Genomic DNA, 16,423 nt, shown 5'->3' with positions numbered 1-16,423 from the left:
GGCCGGTCAGCGGCCTCGTTTGGCGGGCCGGCGCTCCTCGGTCTCCTCGGACAGCGCCTCGGCCGCCGGCTCGGTGAGGTCGTCACCGGGCACCGCCACCTCCTCGGCCAGGTCCTGCTCGTCGGGCTTCCCGCCGGGCTGCGGCTCAGGAGCGGTGGCACCGCCGGCGAAGCCGTACTCGTTCGGTTCGTCGTGCCTGCTCATCTGGTCGTCCTCCCGCTCGCGCCGGTTTCGCCTCGTACCGACAACGGTAGGTGGTGATCGTCCCCGGCGCAGGGCGGCGGGGATTGTCGGCGTGACCACGACGGCGCGGCGCCCAGCGCCGCCCAGAGAAGCTGCCGCAGCGCGATGATCGCCGCCGCGCCGGCCAGCCCGTTCCAGCCCGGATCGCCGACGAGCCGGAGCAGACCGGCAGCGATCAGCAGGTCCAACAGCACCCGGATGGCGGTACGGCCTCCCCCGGTGCTCAGCACGGTGACCACACCGACGACGAGGGCCAGCGCGGTCACCGCGGTCACCAGCGCGCCGATCACGTCCGGTGCTCCCCCTCGACGACCTGCCGCTGCTCCTGACGGATCTCCCGGCCCAGGAAGTAGTTCAGCGCCGTCCGGATGGTGGCGATCGCGGCCAGCTGGCCGATCTGGTCGAACGACGGGGACACCGCGGTTCGCAGGACGTCGGCCGCCAGCTGGAACTCCAGGCCGAGGGTCAGGAACCGGCCGAGGGAGAGCCGGATCGGGGTGAAGACCGCGGCGGTGCGGTGTCGCAGCCCCTCGACCACGAACCGCACCGCCGCCCAGACCGCGCCGACGAAGATGACCAGAGCACCGGCGACCTCCACCACGGCGACCAGCACCTCGTCACCCTGGCGCAGCAGTTCGGCCGCCTCCACCCGGAGCCGTTACCCGTCACCGACGCGGGTAGTCGGCGATCAGGTCAGCTCGCTCACCGCCTCCAGGATCAACCAGAGCCCGGAGATGGCGAAGAGCACCGCCGCGCCGTACCTGATCGTCTTCTCCGGCAGCCGGCGGCCGAGCAGCCGGCCGACCAGGATGGCCAACGCGTCCGCGGCCACCATGCCGACCGTGGAGCCGAGCCAGGTGCCGAACCAGCCGTACTTGGTGGCCAGGGTGATCGTGGCGAGCATCGTCTTGTCGCCCAGCTCCGCCAGGAAGAACGCCACCGACACCGCGACGATCGCGGTCTTGCTGGTCTTCTCGGCCTTGCGCTTCTCCTCCTCGGTGAGCGTGTCACCGCGCAGGGTCCACGCGCCGAAACCCAGGAACGCCAGGCCGGCCACCAGGGAGATCCAGTCGGTGGGCAGCACCGCGCCGAGACCCGTGCCGATGGCGACCGACGCCAGATGCACCACCGCCGTGGCGACGGTGATGCCGATCAGCACCGGCATCGTCCGGAACCGGGTGGCGAAGGTCAGCGCCATCAGCTGACTCTTGTCCCCCAGCTCCGCGACGAAGATGACGCCGAAGCTGACGACCAGCGCGGCGAAGAATCCCTCCATGACGTCCTTCCCGTTTTCACGCCGGGAGGAGGGAAAGAGGCGCCCTCGACCCGGCTACACAGCCTGAGTCGAAGGTCTCGCCCGCCCCGGAGACCGGGGCCGCGTGGCCGGGTGCGGAACGCACCAGTATGTCGACCACGACATTGGGGGCTACTCCCCTTCGCGCGACCAGCCTAACCGATCATCGGGCGGGCCGGCCGGGACGGGTGAACAGGCTCACCGGGCCTGGGCCAGCGTGACGCCGAACAGCCCGTCCGGGTCGGTCCAGAACTCCGTCGCGGTGAAGCCCGCCGTCGCCAACTCGGCGGCGATCCCCGCCGGGCGGAACTTCGCCGACACCTCGGTGCGCAGGTCCTCCCCCGCGGCGAACTCGACGGTCAGGTCCAGCACCCGGACCCGCATCGGCCGGGTCGCCCGCAGCCGCATCTCGATCCACTCGTGGGCCGGGTCCCACACGGCGACATGGTCGAACGCCTCCGGGTCGAAGTCGGCGCCCAACTCCCGGTTGATCACGTGCAGCACGTTGCGGTTGAACTCCGCCGTCACCCCGGCCGCGTCGTCGTACGCCGGCACGATCACCGACGGGTCCTTCACCAGGTCGGTGCCGAGCAGCAGCCAGTCGTTGACCTCCAGCGCGGCGCGCATCTCGGCCAGGAACCCGGCCCGCTCGGCGGGCAGGAGATTGCCGATGGTGCCGCCGAGGAACACCACCAGCCGGCGGCCGCCGGTCGGCAGCCGGTCCAACTGGCGGGTGAAGTCCCCGACGATGCCGCGGACGCGCAGCCCCGGATAGTCGGCGGCGATCTCCGCCGTGGAGCCCAGCAGCGCGCTGACCGACACGTCCAGCGGAACGAAGGTGCCCAACCCGCCCTGACGGGTGAAGGCGTCCAGCAGCAGACGCGTCTTCTCCGACGAGCCGGAGCCCAGCTCGATCAGGGTCTTGGCCCCGGTCAGCGCCGCGACGTCGGGCGCGTGCTCGGCCAGCACGGCCCGCTCCGCCCGGGTCGGGTAGTACTCGGGCAACCGGGTGATCGCCTCGAACAGCTCGCTGCCCCGGGCGTCGTAGAACCACTTCGGTGGGAGCCATTTCTGCTCCGCGCTCAGCCCGGCCCGAACGTCCTGGCGCAGACCCCGCTCCAGGTCGCGCTCCTCGAGGTAGATCTCCAGCGGCTCCGCCGTCATCGGTGTTCCTCTCTGCTCGATCAACCGTTGCGTGCCCGACCGGTGCGGCTCACCGCGTCGGCAGCGGGCTCACCCGCACCTCGCCCGCGGTGGCGGTGACCACGTGCCCCTCCGGCACCGGCCGCCACCCGGGGTCGTCGTCGTGCGGCTCCGAGACGAGCAGCACGCTGCCCGCCGCCGCGCGCACCGACAGCGCGTGCCCCGCCACACTGGCGACCATTCGGTGCCCGTCGGTGAGCAGCAGGTTGAGCCGCGACCCGGGGGCCGCCGCGGCGACGTCCGCCACCGTCTGGGCGACCGCCTCGGCCGGATCGGCGCCCGCGCGCAGCCGCTGCCGGACCAGCGCCCAGAGCAGCGCCGAGTCGGTGGCCGCGTCCAGCGTGAGCAGGTCGCGCACCGGCAGCCCGGCCGCGAGCGGCACCACGCTGTCCGGCCAGCCGCGCACCACCCCGTTGTGGCTGAACAGCCACCGTCCCTCGGCGAACGGCGCGGCGGCGCCGTCGAGCACCGCCATCCCGACGGTGGCCGAGCGGACCGCGGCGAGCACCGCGCCGGCGCGGGTCACCGCCGCGAGCTGGGCGATGGTCGGGTCGCTCCAGATCGGCTGCGCCCGCCGGTAGCGCACCGGCTCCCCGTCACCCGGATACCAGCCGACGCCGAACCCGTCGGCATTGATCGTGCCGCCGCCGCGCATGTCGCGAGGCGCCCAGGACTGCCGCACCAGCGAGTGCGGGGGCTCGAACAGCAGCTCGGCCAGCGTGACCGGCGGCCCCAGGTAGGCCAGGTGACGACACATCAGCGGACCCCGCCAGCCGACCCACCGGGGCTCACCGGTGCGACTCGTCCGGGCTGGCGTCGCGGGCGCAGCGGAAACCGCTGAAGATCTGCCGTCGGATCGGATAGTCCCAGTTGCGGAACGTGCCCCGGCAGGCCGACCGGTCCGTGCCGAACGATCCACCGCGCAGCACCCGGTAGTCGCCGCCGAAGAAGACCTCCGAGTATTCCCGGTAGGGGAACGCCGCGAAGCCCGGATGCCCGCCGAAGGTGGTCGAGGTCCATTCCCAGACGTCGCCGATGAGCTGGTGCACGCCCAGCGGTGAGGCACCGCCCGGGTACGCCCCCACCGGGGCGGGCCGCAGGTGACGTTGGTCGAGGTTGGCGTGCGCGTCGGTCGGGTCGTCGTCGCCCCACGGGTAGCGGCGGGACCGCCCCGTAGCCGGGTCCCAGCGGGCGGCCTTCTCCCACTCCGCCTCGGTCGGCAGCCGCCTGCCCGCCCACGCCGCGTACGCCTGCGCCTCGTACCAGCACACGTGCACCACCGGCTCGTCGGCGCGCACCCGATCCCACCGGCCGAAGCGCCGGTAAACCCAGCCGTCGCCGTCACGGCGCCAGTGCATCGGCGCGCTGAGCTGCTCCTGGACCCGGTGCGCCCAACCCGCGGCGCTCCACCAGCGGGGCTCGGAGTAACCGCCGTCGGCGATAAAGGTCTCGTACTGCCCGTTGGTGACCGGGGCGGCGTCGATGACGTACGCGGGCAGGTCGACGCGGTGCGCGGGGCGCTCGTTGTCCAGCGCCCACGGGTCGGTGTCGGTGCCCATCGTGAACGGGCCGGCGGGCACGAGAACCTCCCCACCGACCGGGGCGGACGGCTCCGGCGGAGGCGGGGCGTGCAGCACCGCCGGCCCCGAGCGCAGCTGGTGGGTGGCGAGCATCGTCTCGTCGTGCTGCTGTTCGTGCTGGACGATCATGCCGAAGGCGAACCCGTCGGCGACCAGCGGCCGCTCGGTGAAGGTCATCGCGTCGAGCAGGTCGTGCACCTTGTCCCGCACGGTGCCCAGGTAGGCGCGCGCCTCGGCGGGTGCCAGCAGGGGCAACGCGGGGCGGTCCCGTCGCGGCTGCTTGAACGCGTCGTACAGCTCGTCGATGTCGCACCGGACCGGCTCGCGGCCCCCGACGTCGCGGACCAGCCAGAGCTCCTCCTGGTTGCCGACGTGCGCCAGGTCCCACACCAGCGGCGACATCAGCGGCGAGTGCTGGCGCATCAGGTCGGCGTCGTCGACCACCTCGGTCAGCAGCGCCGTGCGGGACCGGGCCCGCGCCAGCTCCGCCGCGATCCTGCCGCGCAACTGCTCCCCGTCGACGTGCTCCGTCGTGCTCGCGGTCATCGGTCGCCCCTCTCCGCGGCGGTCAGCCGCCGCCGTACGCCTCGCTGGATCTCGTCGTGGATGCCGGCCGGCAGCTCCAGCCGGGGCAGGGTGGTCAGGGCCAGGTCGAGCAGTGCCGCCGCGGCGGCGGCCAGCGCCGGGTCGGCCAGGCCGTGCCGGGCGGCGCTCGACCAGCGGTGTGCCACCGGCGCGCCGATGGCGTACGCCGTGCGCACGGTGCCCGGGTCGGCGAACAGGGCGGTCAGCACCGCCAGCGGAAGGCGCCAGGCGCGGCCGGGCTGGGCGTCCAGGTAGCGCAGCTCCAGGTAACCGCGTGGCCGCACCGGCGGGAAGAGGGTGCTGACGTGGTAGTCGAGGTCGTCGGTGGTGGGTGGGCGGGGCAGCGCGCCGTCAAGCCAGTCGGCGAACGTGACACCGGGCGGCGCGGTCCAGTCCGGGCCGTGTCGACGCAGGCAGAGCAGCGGCGCGCCGAGCACGTACCGGATCCACGCGGCGGTCGGGTCCTCGTCGGCGCGGCCGGCCGTCCAGACCGGTCGGGTCCGGGCCGGGTCGATGGCCAGCCAGGCGGCCATCCGGGCGGAGGCCCAGCCGGTGCGCCGCCCGGCGTGCCGGGTGGCGGAGGCGAACGTGGCCAGCAGTGGCGGGCCGACCGCGTGGGCTGCGGCCCACCGCGCCGCCACCTGGTCCGGCTCGCCGGCGTCGAGGCACACCTGCAGGCCGGCGGTGCTGTACATCATCGTCCGGCCGGCCGGACCACGCCGGTCGAAGGCGCCGCGCATCGCGCGGTAGCGGGGGGTGTCCACCACGGGACGGGGCCGGCGGTGCGGGTCGATGCCGCTGCGACCGAGGATCAGCCCGCCGGCGGCCAGCAGGTCGGTGACCTGGGCGATGTCGGCCTCGGTGGCCTGGATCAACGCGGCGACCGAGGGGCCTGGCGGGGTGGAGATCTCCAACTGGCCGCCCGGCTCCACCGTCACCGTGCCGCCGTGTCGCAGCGGCTCGGCCGGGCTCGTGGCGTCCAGCGTGACGGGGCTGTGTCGCCCCAGCGCCGCCCGCAGCCTCGCCGGGTCGACCGGGCGGGCGGGATCGGCGACGTCGTGCACGGTCCATTCCAGTTCGACGCCCGTGCGGGTGGGTGGGCCGGTCTTGAAGCAGATCCGGGCGAGGTGCCTGCCTGCGGCGGCGGACTCTCGCAGAATGGCGCTGCGGTCCAACTCGGGTGACGTCACCACCGGTCGGGGCCCCCTCTCCGTGCGCCGGCTCCGGAACACTGTGCCACCGTAAACCCACCCACCGACACCGTCGGGGGCGTCGACGGCGCCACCAATCTCTGTCTAACAGACGAATTTCCCGGTGCGGGCGGAACGAACGGCGCCGGCGGCCGGGTGCTCAGTTGTGGGCGGGCCGGCCGGTCGGGGACGGCTTGACCTTCGCCGATCTGGTCGGCGTCGCCTCGGGCACCAGCCGCTGGCAGTACGCCTCGACCTCGGCGGCGCCGCCGGCGGCGGTCACCAGCTCCTCGAAGGCCGGGGTGTCCAACGCCTTCTCCCGCTGTTCGGGGTTCTTGGCCAGCCAGGCGTGGCACAGCCCACGCAACTGCCCGGCGGGCGGCACCTCGGCGGGCGGCGCGGCGGTGACCGACGGGGTGGTCGACGGGGTGCGGGGAGCGGGCGGCGTCGACCGGTCGGGCGGCGTGGTGCGGTCGTCGGACGGGGTCGCCCCGACGTCGCTGGGCGTGGACGACGGACTGCTCGGCGCCGACGGCGTCGGCTCCGGCGCCCGGTCGAGGTTGACCGCGGCGAAGGCGGCGCCGGCGGTGGCGGTCGCCGCGAGTGCGCCGATCCAGGCGACCGCGCCGGTGGTCACCCGGCGGCGGTGCGGCCGGCGTGCCGTGGTGGGCGCCGGGTCGGCCCGGGCGGCCCGGAACGCGGCCAGCGCGGCCTCCTCGCCGGCCAGTTCACCGGGACGGGTCGGGCCAGCGGCCTGGGCGAGCAGCCGGGCCACCGGGTCGGCGGGGGTGCTGGCGTGGTCCTGGGTCGAGGTGGCGTCCGACTGGGCGCGGCTCGCGTCGAGCAGTCGCTCGGTCTCGGCACGGTCGGCCCGCCGGTCCCGCCGGTACGGGTTCATCCGGAATCCCCTCACGTCAGCCCCCGTCCGCCGGCTCGGCGTGCGACGTCGGCCGGGACCGACCGGTGCGCGGACGGGGCGGCGGCGTCGCCTCGGCACCGACCGGCGGTGCCACGCCCTCCTCGTCAGGGGCCGGCGTCGCGACCAGGCCCTGCCTTTCCAGTAGTGCGGCGAGCCGCCGCAGGCCCCGATGGGCGGCGGTCCGGACGGCACCGGCACGGCGGCCCAGAACCCGCCCGGCGGACTCGGCGTCCAGGCCGATCACGGCCCGCAGGAGAACTGCCTCGGCCTCCCGGGGAGGAAGGGTGGCTATCAGTGCCAGGGCCATCTCGGTGCCGATCGTCTCGCCGGCCCGCTCGGCGGTGTCGGTGTCGCCGGCCAGCTCGGTGAGGGCCTGCACCGGAACCGGCAGTGCCGGCCGGCGACGCAGCCGGCGCAGGTGGTCCATGGCCCGGTTGCGGGCGATCGTCACGGTCCAGGCGCGGAACTCACCGCCGGTGAAGCTGGGCAGGTCGCGCGACACCTGCAGCCAGGTCTCCGATGCGACGTCCTCGGCGTCCGCGCCGACCAGCGCGGTCAGGTAGCGCAGCAGGCCCGGCTGGAGGCTGCGGTAGAGGAAGCGAAACGCGTCCTCGTCTCCGGCCTGCGCCGCGGTGACCGCCTCCGACAGCTCGCCGGTCATCTGCCGACCACGGATCGTCCGGGACGTCCCGGCCCGATCCGCTGCGCCGGGGCATTCCGCGCGGCTCGGACCGTCGGCCCGACCAGCTCCCGCACCGCACCGCCCTCCGCCGTTTCCGATCTCTCCCGTGCCCGCGCCGAGATGGCCGGGGCGGGTCGTCTGGACCAGCGCCATGATGGTCGATTCTCGACGTGCTGCCCCGGGCGGGCCTGAGCCGGGCTAACGCTAGGAGGGACCAACCGGGGCGACAAGTCGGCACGGTGTCACGGAAGAGTGACAATTATCAACCCGGAGGGGCGGCGCGTCGCCGTAACGCTCACGGCCCTCCGGGCGCTGCGCGCACCGGAGGGCCGTCGACCATCATCGACGGGCAGGCGTGGATCGACATGTGTCGGCTTTTGTCACTGCGTGTCGTCACCTCGTCACACAGAGACCGGGTCCACACAGGTCAGACCGGATGGACCGCCGGGTACGACGGTCCGGCCGAGCAGCCGCGGCGCGCCGTCGCGCGCCGCTCTGGGTACGGTAATGCTGTGTTGTCATCGGAGGTCGTGCTCAGCGGTCGATACCGCCTGGACGAACGTGTCGCCACCGGCGGCATGGGCGACGTCTGGCGTGGCACCGACCTGATCCTCGGCCGGCAGGTCGCGGTCAAGGTCCTGCTGCCGGCGCTGGTCTCCGACCCCGACTTCATCGCCCGGTTCCGGGCCGAGGCGCGGATCATGGCGGCCCTGCGGCACCCGGGCATCGTGCAGGTCTACGACTGCGGTGAGGACGACCTGCCCGACGGCGGCCGAGCCGACTACCTGGTCATGGAGTTCGTCGAGGGCGAGCCTTTGTCGAAGCGGATCGAGGCGTCCGGTCGGCTCGACGTGGCCGAGACGATGTCGATCGTGGCCCAGGCCGCCCAGGCGCTGAACGCCGCCCACCGTGGCGGCATCGTGCACCGCGACGTCAAGCCCAGCAACCTGCTGGTGCAGGAGGACGGCACGGTCGTCCTGGTCGACTTCGGGGTGGCCCGCTCCACCAACGTGACCAGCATCACCAGCACCAACGCGGTGCCGGGCACCGCGCTCTACATGGCGCCCGAGCAGGCCGCCGGCCGGCCGGTCAGCGGTGCCACCGACATCTACGCCCTGGGCGCCGTCGCCTACTGCTGCCTGACCGGCGGTCCGCCGTTCACCGGCGACAACCCGCTCCAGGTCGCCGTGCGGCACCTGGACGACGAGCCGCCGGAGCTGCCGCACGAGATCCCGGAGGCCGTGCGCGCACTGGTGTCCCGTTCGCTGGCCAAGGACCCCCTCGAGCGGTTCACCAGCGGCGCGGCGATGGCCGAGGCCGCCCGGACAGCGGTGACCGGCGGGGAACCGCCGACCGCTCTGGCGTCGTCGGTCCCCCTGCGCGACGGCGGGCCGGGCACGCGCACGGACGTGCCGGTCGGCGCGGCGGTGGCGGGCACGGGAGCTGGCCGTCAGCGACGACGCGGCCCACTGGTCGGCGCGGGAGCGGTTGTGCTGGTCGCGCTGGTCGGCCTGGCCGCGGCGCTGGGTGCGGCACGGAACACCGGCGACTCCCCGGCCGTCAAGCTGCCGACCAGCTCACCGACCGTGGCGCCGACCGGTCAGGTCGACCTGCCGGCGGCCAACGAGCAGGTCACGGTGGATCCGGCCCGACCGAACCGGCCGCCGGCCCTGCAGAACACCCCGTCGGCCTCGACCAGCGCGTCGCCGACCGCACAGCCCAGCGAGACCGCGAGCCCTCCGTCGCCGACGACAAGCGCCACGACCCCGCCGCCGCCGACCAACACCCCGTCGGACCCGCCGTCGGACCCGCCGTCCGACCCGCCGCCCACCACCACCAGCCCGCCGGCCGACCCGGGAGGGCCGCCGGGCAGTTGAGCCCGTCCCGGGGGGTGCGTCCGCAACCCCACCAGCACCGATATCACCAAAACGGACTTACGTCGTCGAAGACCCCTCTAGGCTCCTCAGCAGGTCATTTCCACCATCTGCCGCGGGAGCCCGGGTGAGTGCTGAGAAGCTGGTCGTGATCGGCCAGGGGTACGTCGGACTGCCGCTGGCCATGCGTGCCGTCGAGGCGGGCCTGGACGTGGTCGGCCTCGATGTCGACGCCGACCGGGTGAAGCGGCTCGCGTCCGGCGAGTCGTTCGTCGAGGACATCCCGACCGACCGGCTGGGTCGGGCGCTGGGCAGTGGGCGGTACCACCCCAGCACCGAGTACACCGACGCCGAAGGCTTCGACATCTGCGTCATCACCGTGCCCACCCCGCTGCGCGACGGGACCCCGGACCTGAGCTTCGTCGAGCAGGCCGGCATCGGCATCGGCCCGTACGTGCGGCCGGGCAGCACGGTGATCCTCGAGTCCACCACCTACCCGGGCACCACTCAGGAGCTGCTGCGCCCGCTGCTGGAGTCGGCCAGCGGGCTGCAGAGCCCCGGCGACTTCCACCTCGGCTACAGCCCGGAGCGGATCGACCCGGGCAACCCGACCTGGCGGCTGGAGAACACCCCGAAGGTGGTCTCGGGCGTGGATCCGGCGTCGCTGGCCCGCGTGGACGGGTTCTACCGGCGTCTCGTGGAGCGCACCGTACCGGTCGACTCCACCCAGGTCGCCGAGCTGACCAAGCTGATCGAGAACACCTTCCGTCAGGTCAACATCGCGCTGATCAACGAGTTGACCATGCTCTCGCACCACCTGGACATCGACGTCTGGCAGGCGATCGACGCGGCCGAGACCAAGCCGTTCGGCTTCATGCCGTTCCGGCCCGGCCCCGGCGTCGGCGGGCACTGCCTGCCCATCGACCCGTGCTACCTGTCCTGGCAGGTGAAGCGCCGCCTGGGCCGGCAGTTCCGGTTCATCGAGCTGGCCAACGACGTCAACCACGAGATGCCCGAGCACGTCGCACAGCGGATCATGGCGGGGCTGAACAGGACCGGCCGCGCGGTCAGCGGCGCCCGGCTGCTGCTGCTCGGGTTGGCGTACAAGAAGAACACCGGTGACATGCGGGACTCCCCCGCGGTCGACGTGGCCCGCCGGTTGCAGGCCCTCGGCGCCCAGGTCCACGCGGTCGAGCCGTACGCCGAGGCGCACCACATCCCCGCCGGGGTGACCATCGTCGACCTGACCGAGCGGGAGGTGCGGGCCGCCGACGCGGTGGTCGTGGTCACCGACCACGACAGTTTCGACTACGACCTCGTCGTCCGGCACGCCGGCTATGTCTTCGACACCCGCAACCGCTGCTCCGGCCCGATGGTCGAGCGTCTGTAGACCCGGCACCGCTGGCCGGTCCCGCCGCCGGGGAAGACGGCGGGGCCGGCCGGCGGATGTCCGTCCGCGCCGCTGCGGTCACTGGTCGCCGAGAGCCTCGACGACCGGCCGGGACAGTGCGCGGCGGGCCGGCAGCACCGAGGCGACCAGGGCGGCCAGCGCCGCCACACCGAGGATCAGCCCGAGCTGACCGAGCGGCAGCACCACGTGGAAGTCACCGCCGAGGCGGGCCAGTACGGCCATCCCCGCGGCGCTCACCCCGGTGCCCAGCCCGACCCCGAGCACCGCGCCGACCAGTGCCATCAGCACCGCCTCCACGGCGAGCATGACCCGCATCCGACCCCGGGTCAGTCCGACCGCCCGCAGCACCGCGTTCTCCCGGGTGCGCTCCACCACCGAGAGACTCAGCGTGTTCGCCACCCCGACCAGGGCGATCACCACGGCCAGGCCGAGCAGCGCGGTGACGAAGGCGAGCAGCATGTCCACCGTGCTGGTGAGCATCTTCTTGTACGCGCCCTGGTCCAGCAGGTTGACCGTCGGGTACCGGCCCACCACCTCCTCGACCGCGGTGCGGGCCCGCTCCGCGCTCACCCCGACGGCGGGATCGACCTCGGCGAGGTGACCCCGCTGGGCGGGAAAGAGCGCGGCGAAGTCCGCGTCGGCCATGTCGATGACGTGGCCGGCCGGCACGCTGCTCGCGACCATGGCGGCTGCGTCGTCGGCGACCACCGCCGCCACCCGGAACGGCCGCCCGGCGACGGCGACCGGCGAGCCGACCTGCCAGCCGCGTGCCTGCGCCAGCTCCCGGTGCACCAGCACCTGCCCCGGCCCGAGCCGGTCGACGTCACCGGCCAGCACAGCGGTCAGCGTCCGGCCGACCAGCGCCGGGTGGGCGGCCCGGATCTCGATGTCGGCGGTGACGGTGCTGCGCTGCTCGTGCACGACCCCCAGTTCGGGGCGGGCGGCCAGTTCACCGGCGAGCGGGGCGGGCAGGTCCTGACCGATTCCGGTGACCACGAAGTCGGTCCCCACCTCGGCGTCCACGCTGCGCTCGATGCCGTCCTTGGTGCTGCGGGCGCCGACCACGAACGCCGACACCAGCCCGATTCCGATCACCAGGGCGGTGGCGGTCGCCGCGATCCGGCGTGGGTTGCGGACCGCGTTGGCCACCGCCAGCGTGGCGGTCGCCCCGACTAGGCGGCCGGCCGGCCAGCCGAGGGCACGGACCAGCGCCGGAACGAGCACCGGGCCGAACAGCACGATCCCGAAGAAGGCCAGCACCCCGCCGATGGCCACCAACAGCACCTGACCAGCGCTGCCGGCACCGAGCAGCGCGGTGACGCCGGCGGCCAGCACCACCGCGCCGATGGCCAGCCGGAGCCGACCGGCGCCCCGGCTGGGCTGCACCGCGGCGTCGGTGAGCGCGGCCACCGGGGCGACCCGGGTGCCCCGCCAGGCCGGCAGCAGGGCGGCGGCGACGGTGAGCACGGTGCCGAGCAGCAGGCTGGTCAGGACGGTCGACCCGCCCACGGTCAGCCCGCCGGAGACGGGCACGTCCAGCCGGGACATCAGCAGCCGCAGTCCGCCGGCGAGGGCCACTCCGAGCAGCACACCGAGCGCGGAGGCCACCATCCCGATCACCGCCGACTCCAGGAGCGTGGCCCGGAAGACCTGCCCCCGGGTGGCACCCACCAGCCGCAGCAGCGCGGTCCGCCGGGTGCGCTGTGCCAGCACGATCGCGAAGGTGTTGGCGATCACGAAGCCGGCCACGACAACCGCGACGCCCACGAAGATCAGCAGCAGCATGGTGAACTGGTTCAGGTCGCGGACCGCGTCCTCGACGGCCTCGTCGAGGATCTGCTGTCGGCCCTTGACGGTGGTGCCGACGCCGGCGACGCCGCGTACCCGGTCGGCCACCGCCGTTGCGGAGGTGCCCGGCTCGGCCGCCACCATGATGCGGCCGTACCCGCGTTCACCGGTGACCGCGAGCGCGTCCGGCCCGACCAGGCCGATGAACGGACCACCGACGTCGCGTGCGCTGCCGGCCACGTCGACGGTGCCGACCAGGGTGTACGGGCGGGCCTCGCCGCCGCTGCCGCCGATGCGGACCGGCGCGCCGAGGGAGAAGCCCTCCTCGGCCACCGTCGGCGCGTCGAGCACCACCTCGCCGGTGCGGTCGGGCAGCCGCCCGGCGACCACGTCGTACGAGCGCAGGGCCTCTTCGGTGGGGATGGCGGCGAGGACGGTGAAGCCGAGCACCGGCCGGCCGTCGGAGCCGACGATGCCAGCGGTGTTGGTCAGCTCCCCGGCTGCTGCGGCCACCCCGTCGACGGCCCGGACCCGGTCGACGAGGCTCGCGGGCAGCGGCTGGTCGCCGGTCGCGTAGACGGCCAGGTCGGTGTGCCGGTCGAAGGTGCCGGCCCGGTCGTACGCGCCGGCACGCATCCCGTCGACGAAGATGAGCGTGCCGGCGATGAACGCGACACCGAGGACGACGGCCAGCGCGGACAGCAGCATGCGCAGCGCCTCGGCGCGCAGCGAGCGCAGGGTCAGACGGATCATCCCGGTCACCGCCCCCGCGCCGGCGTGGAAGCGGTAGGCACGCCCCGGCCGGCGGTGACCGGAGGACGCCCACCCGACGCGGGCGGACGGGCCGCATCGAGGTGCGCGAGGGTGTCCAGCACCTGCTCGGCGGTGGGCGCGGCGAGGTCGCCCACCAGCCGACCGTCGGCCAGGAAGACCGCCCGGTCGGCCCACGCGGCGGCGACCGGGTCGTGGGTCACCATGATCACTGTCTGGCCGAGGGTGTCCACGGCCTCGCGGAGCAGCCGCAGCACCTCCGCACCGGAGCGGGAGTCCAGGTTGCCGGTAGGTTCGTCCGCGAAGATCACCCATGGCCGGGTGATGAGAGCGCGGGCCACCGCCACCCGCTGCTGCTGACCCCCGGACAGCTCGGCGGGTCGGTGCCGCAACCGGTCGCCCAACCCCACCGCCGCCACCACCTGCCGCAGCCAGACCGGGTCGGGCCGCCGCCCGGCGATGGCCAGCGGCAGCACGATGTTCTCCTCGGCGGTCAACGCCGGCAGCAGGTTGAACTTCTGGAAGACGAAGCCGACCCGGTCGCGCCGCAGCAGGGTGAGCCGCCGGTCGTCGAGCCGACCAAGGTCTGCCGCACCGATGCCGACCTCGCCGGCGGTCGGCCGGTCCAGACCGGCCAGGCAGTGCATCAGCGTCGACTTGCCGGAGCCGGACGGGCCCATGATGGCGGTGAACCGGCCGGCGGCCACGTCGAGGTCGACACCGTCGAGGGCGACGACCGCGGCAGGGCCCTGGCCGTACCGCTTTTCCAGGCCACGGGCGGTGACCGCGACGCCGGTGCCGGCGTGGGCGGGAGGTGCGAGGGACACGTGGACTCCCCGGTTCAGGTGCGGATCGGACCCCTCCGACGCTATGGCCGGGACGGGTCAGTCGATCTCCACCTGCGCGCTCGACCTGCGTGCGTCCCGGGTCGCGGTTCGCCCGCCGGCCCGTACGACCCAGGTCGTACGCCGGGTCATCCCCCGGGCGTGACCAGCCCGCTCTCGTACGCCAGGACCACCGCCTGGACCCGGTCGCGCAGCTGGAGCTTCGCCAGGATCCGCCCGACGTGGGTCTTCACCGTCGCCTCGGCCACGTGCACCCGGGCGGCGATCTCCGCGTTGGACAGCCCCTGCGCGACCAGCAGCAGCACCTCCCGCTCCCGTTCGGTGAGCTGCGCCAGCCGGGGGTCGGCGCTCGGGCCGGCGCCGAGCTGGCCGGCGAACCGGTCCAGCAGTCGCCGGGTGATCGACGGCGCCACCACCGAGTCACCCTCGGCCACCACCCGGATCGCGGCCAGCAACTCCTCCGGCGGGACGTTCTTGAGCAGGAAGCCGCTTGCCCCGGCCTGCAGCGCGGCGAACGCGTCCGCCTCGGTGTCGAAGGTGGTCAGCACCAGCACCCGGGGCTTGCCCGCCGGCCGGTCGGCGCAGAGCCGCCGGGTCGCCTCCACCCCGTCCATGGTCGGCATCCGGATGTCCATCACCACCACGTCGGCCTCGGTGCGGGCGAGCACGCGCAGCGCGTCCGCGCCGTCGATGGCCTCCCCGACGACCTCCAGGTCGGGCTGGGAGTCCAGCACCATCCGGAACCCGGCGCGCACCAGCGCCTGGTCGTCCGCGATCACCACCCGGATCGTCATGCCGCGATCACCTCCGTTGCGGGCTCCGACGGTAGCGGCAGCCGGACCTCGAGTTGCCAGCCCCCGGCCAGTCGGGCGCCGGCGGTGAGGCTGCCGTCGTACACCGTCACCCGCTCCCGCATGCCGAGAAGACCGTGGCCGCCGGACGGCGCCGGGCTGACCACCGGCCGGCCGCGACCGTCGTCGACCACCGTGACCACGACGGCGTCGGCGGCGTACGTCAGGCTCACCTCGACGCCGGCGCCGACGCCGGCGTGCTTGAGCGCGTTGGTCAGCGCCTCCTGCACCACGCGGTAGATGGTCAGTTCCAGCCCGGGCGGAAGCGCCGGTGGTTCGCCGGTGATCGTGTGCCGGATGCGCAGCCCGGCGTCGCCGAACCGGGCCAGTAGGTCGGGCAGCTCGGCCAGGGCCAGCCGGCGGTGCTCCGGATCGGCCACCACCGGACCGTCCGCGCCGGCCGGGCCCGCGTCCCGCAGGACGCCGACCAGTCGGCGCATCTCCTCCAGGGCCTGCCGGCCGGTGTCGGCGACCACCTTCACCGCCGTCCGAGCCTGCTCGGGGTCGCGGTCGAGCATGAACCGCGCCCCGTCGGCCTGGACGATCATCACCGCCATGCTGTGCGCCACCACGTCGTGCAGCTCGCGGGCGATCCTGGTGCGTTCCTCGGCGACCGCCGCCCGTGACTCGGCCTCCCGCTCGCGTTCCAGCGTGGTGGCCCGGTCCTCCAGGGTGAGCACGTAAAGGCGGCGGGTCCGCACGTTCAGCGCGACCAGCCAGACCGCGCCGGTGACCAGCGCGTACCACAGCGCGGTCGCCCACCAGGTGATGGCGCCCTGGGTCTGGGCGGCGGCGAGCAGGACGCCCACGGCGGCGACCACACCGGCGAGCACCCCGTCGCGCAGCCGCCTGCCGTACTTCACGACGCTGTAGAGCGCGATCAGGACGGCGATGTCGAAGGGCAGCGGGCCCCACTGGGCGACCACCTGGACCAGCGCGAGCGCCGCGACCACCACGGTCACCGCGCCCGGGCGCGAGCGGCGGAACAGCAGCGCCACGGCCATCCCCGCGCCGACCAGGGTGGCCGCCCAGCCACCCGGCTGGGCGGCCGCCCCGGCCACGCCGAAGAGCACCACCACGCCGGAGACCGCCACGTCGAAGGCGACGCCGCGCAGCGGGCGACCGAACATCGTGCGTCTCACGGTCACCCAGCGTACGTGCCGGAGGTCGGATCCCCTCCGCCGTCC

At 74.1% G+C, this 16,423-nt stretch carries 16 protein-coding genes; 2 read left to right on the top strand and 14 right to left on the bottom strand.

Going from position 1 to position 16,423, the window contains the following annotated elements:
* Positions 1 to 6: 6 nt before the first annotated feature.
* The 10 genes from M8C17_RS07685 to M8C17_RS07640 all read right to left on the bottom strand — a co-directional run bounded on the left by M8C17_RS07685 (position 7) and on the right by M8C17_RS07640 (position 7,675).
* A complete protein-coding gene (locus tag M8C17_RS07685) occupies positions 7 to 204 on the bottom strand; it encodes a hypothetical protein (protein ID WP_252415690.1) in 198 nt (65 codons plus the stop codon).
* The gene (locus M8C17_RS07680; RefSeq protein WP_252415689.1) at positions 201 to 533 is read right to left on the bottom strand and encodes a hypothetical protein; all 333 of its coding nucleotides are present in this window, start codon (positions 531 to 533) and stop codon (positions 201 to 203) included. Before M8C17_RS07680 ends, M8C17_RS07685 begins: the two co-directional genes overlap by 4 nt.
* The gene (locus M8C17_RS07675) at positions 530 to 892 is read right to left on the bottom strand and encodes a DUF1622 domain-containing protein (protein ID WP_252415688.1); all 363 of its coding nucleotides are present in this window, start codon (positions 890 to 892) and stop codon (positions 530 to 532) included. Before M8C17_RS07675 ends, M8C17_RS07680 begins: the two co-directional genes overlap by 4 nt.
* 39 nt (positions 893 to 931) lie before the next feature.
* Entirely contained in the window at positions 932 to 1,519 is a 588-nt protein-coding gene (locus M8C17_RS07670; RefSeq protein ID WP_252415687.1) for a TMEM165/GDT1 family protein, read from the bottom strand.
* A 216-nt stretch (positions 1,520 to 1,735) separates the two neighbouring features.
* On the bottom strand, positions 1,736 to 2,701 hold the full coding sequence (gene egtD, locus M8C17_RS07665) for an L-histidine N(alpha)-methyltransferase (protein ID WP_252415686.1): 966 nt from the start codon (positions 2,699 to 2,701) through the stop codon (positions 1,736 to 1,738).
* Between the two features lie 49 nt (positions 2,702 to 2,750).
* Entirely contained in the window at positions 2,751 to 3,497 is a 747-nt protein-coding gene (egtC, locus tag M8C17_RS07660; RefSeq protein ID WP_252415685.1) for an ergothioneine biosynthesis protein EgtC, read from the bottom strand.
* Between the two features lie 31 nt (positions 3,498 to 3,528).
* Positions 3,529 to 4,866 carry an ergothioneine biosynthesis protein EgtB gene (egtB, locus tag M8C17_RS07655; RefSeq protein ID WP_252415684.1) on the bottom strand — a complete coding sequence of 446 codons (1,338 nt, stop codon included), beginning with the start codon at positions 4,864 to 4,866 and terminating at the stop codon, positions 3,529 to 3,531.
* Positions 4,863 to 6,098: an ergothioneine biosynthesis glutamate--cysteine ligase EgtA gene (gene egtA / locus M8C17_RS07650; RefSeq protein ID WP_252415683.1), complete on the bottom strand. Its 1,236-nt coding sequence runs from the start codon at positions 6,096 to 6,098 to the stop codon at positions 4,863 to 4,865. Before egtA ends, egtB begins: the two co-directional genes overlap by 4 nt.
* Before the next feature lie 157 nt (positions 6,099 to 6,255).
* Positions 6,256 to 6,993, bottom strand: a complete 738-nt coding sequence (locus M8C17_RS07645; RefSeq protein WP_252415682.1) for a hypothetical protein — start codon at positions 6,991 to 6,993, stop codon at positions 6,256 to 6,258.
* A 16-nt stretch (positions 6,994 to 7,009) separates the two neighbouring features.
* Positions 7,010 to 7,675, bottom strand: a complete 666-nt coding sequence (locus M8C17_RS07640) for an RNA polymerase sigma factor (protein ID WP_252415681.1) — start codon at positions 7,673 to 7,675, stop codon at positions 7,010 to 7,012.
* Positions 7,676 to 8,208: 533 nt separating this feature from the next.
* On the opposite strand from M8C17_RS07640, the gene M8C17_RS07635 reads away from it, so the two are divergent.
* Together M8C17_RS07635 and M8C17_RS07630 are read left to right on the top strand one after the other, a co-directional pair.
* The gene (locus tag M8C17_RS07635; protein ID WP_252415680.1) at positions 8,209 to 9,573 is read left to right on the top strand and encodes a serine/threonine-protein kinase; all 1,365 of its coding nucleotides are present in this window, start codon (positions 8,209 to 8,211) and stop codon (positions 9,571 to 9,573) included.
* Positions 9,574 to 9,697: 124 nt separating this feature from the next.
* On the top strand, positions 9,698 to 10,960 hold the full coding sequence (locus M8C17_RS07630) for a nucleotide sugar dehydrogenase (RefSeq protein WP_252415679.1): 1,263 nt from the start codon (positions 9,698 to 9,700) through the stop codon (positions 10,958 to 10,960).
* Between the two features lie 78 nt (positions 10,961 to 11,038).
* Here M8C17_RS07630 and M8C17_RS07625 read toward each other — a convergent pair whose 3' ends face one another.
* From M8C17_RS07625 to M8C17_RS07610, 4 genes are all read right to left on the bottom strand, one after another.
* Positions 11,039 to 13,522, bottom strand: a complete 2,484-nt coding sequence (locus tag M8C17_RS07625) for an ABC transporter permease (protein ID WP_252415678.1) — start codon at positions 13,520 to 13,522, stop codon at positions 11,039 to 11,041.
* Positions 13,523 to 13,527: 5 nt separating this feature from the next.
* Positions 13,528 to 14,367, bottom strand: coding sequence for an ABC transporter ATP-binding protein (locus M8C17_RS07620; RefSeq protein ID WP_252415677.1), 840 nt, complete (start codon positions 14,365 to 14,367; stop codon positions 13,528 to 13,530).
* Positions 14,368 to 14,513: 146 nt separating this feature from the next.
* Positions 14,514 to 15,179, bottom strand: a complete 666-nt coding sequence (locus M8C17_RS07615; RefSeq protein ID WP_252415676.1) for a response regulator transcription factor — start codon at positions 15,177 to 15,179, stop codon at positions 14,514 to 14,516.
* On the bottom strand, positions 15,176 to 16,384 hold the full coding sequence (locus M8C17_RS07610; protein WP_252415675.1) for a sensor histidine kinase: 1,209 nt from the start codon (positions 16,382 to 16,384) through the stop codon (positions 15,176 to 15,178). The genes M8C17_RS07615 and M8C17_RS07610 overlap by 4 nt, the downstream gene beginning before the upstream one ends.
* Positions 16,385 to 16,423 lie beyond the last annotated feature (39 nt).

This window comes from Micromonospora sp. RHAY321, from assembly GCF_023896955.1.
Taxonomy (GTDB): Bacteria; Actinomycetota; Actinomycetes; order Mycobacteriales; family Micromonosporaceae; genus Micromonospora.
Note: the sequence above shows the minus strand (reverse complement) of the source record. Positions and strands in the feature narration are given on the sequence as shown.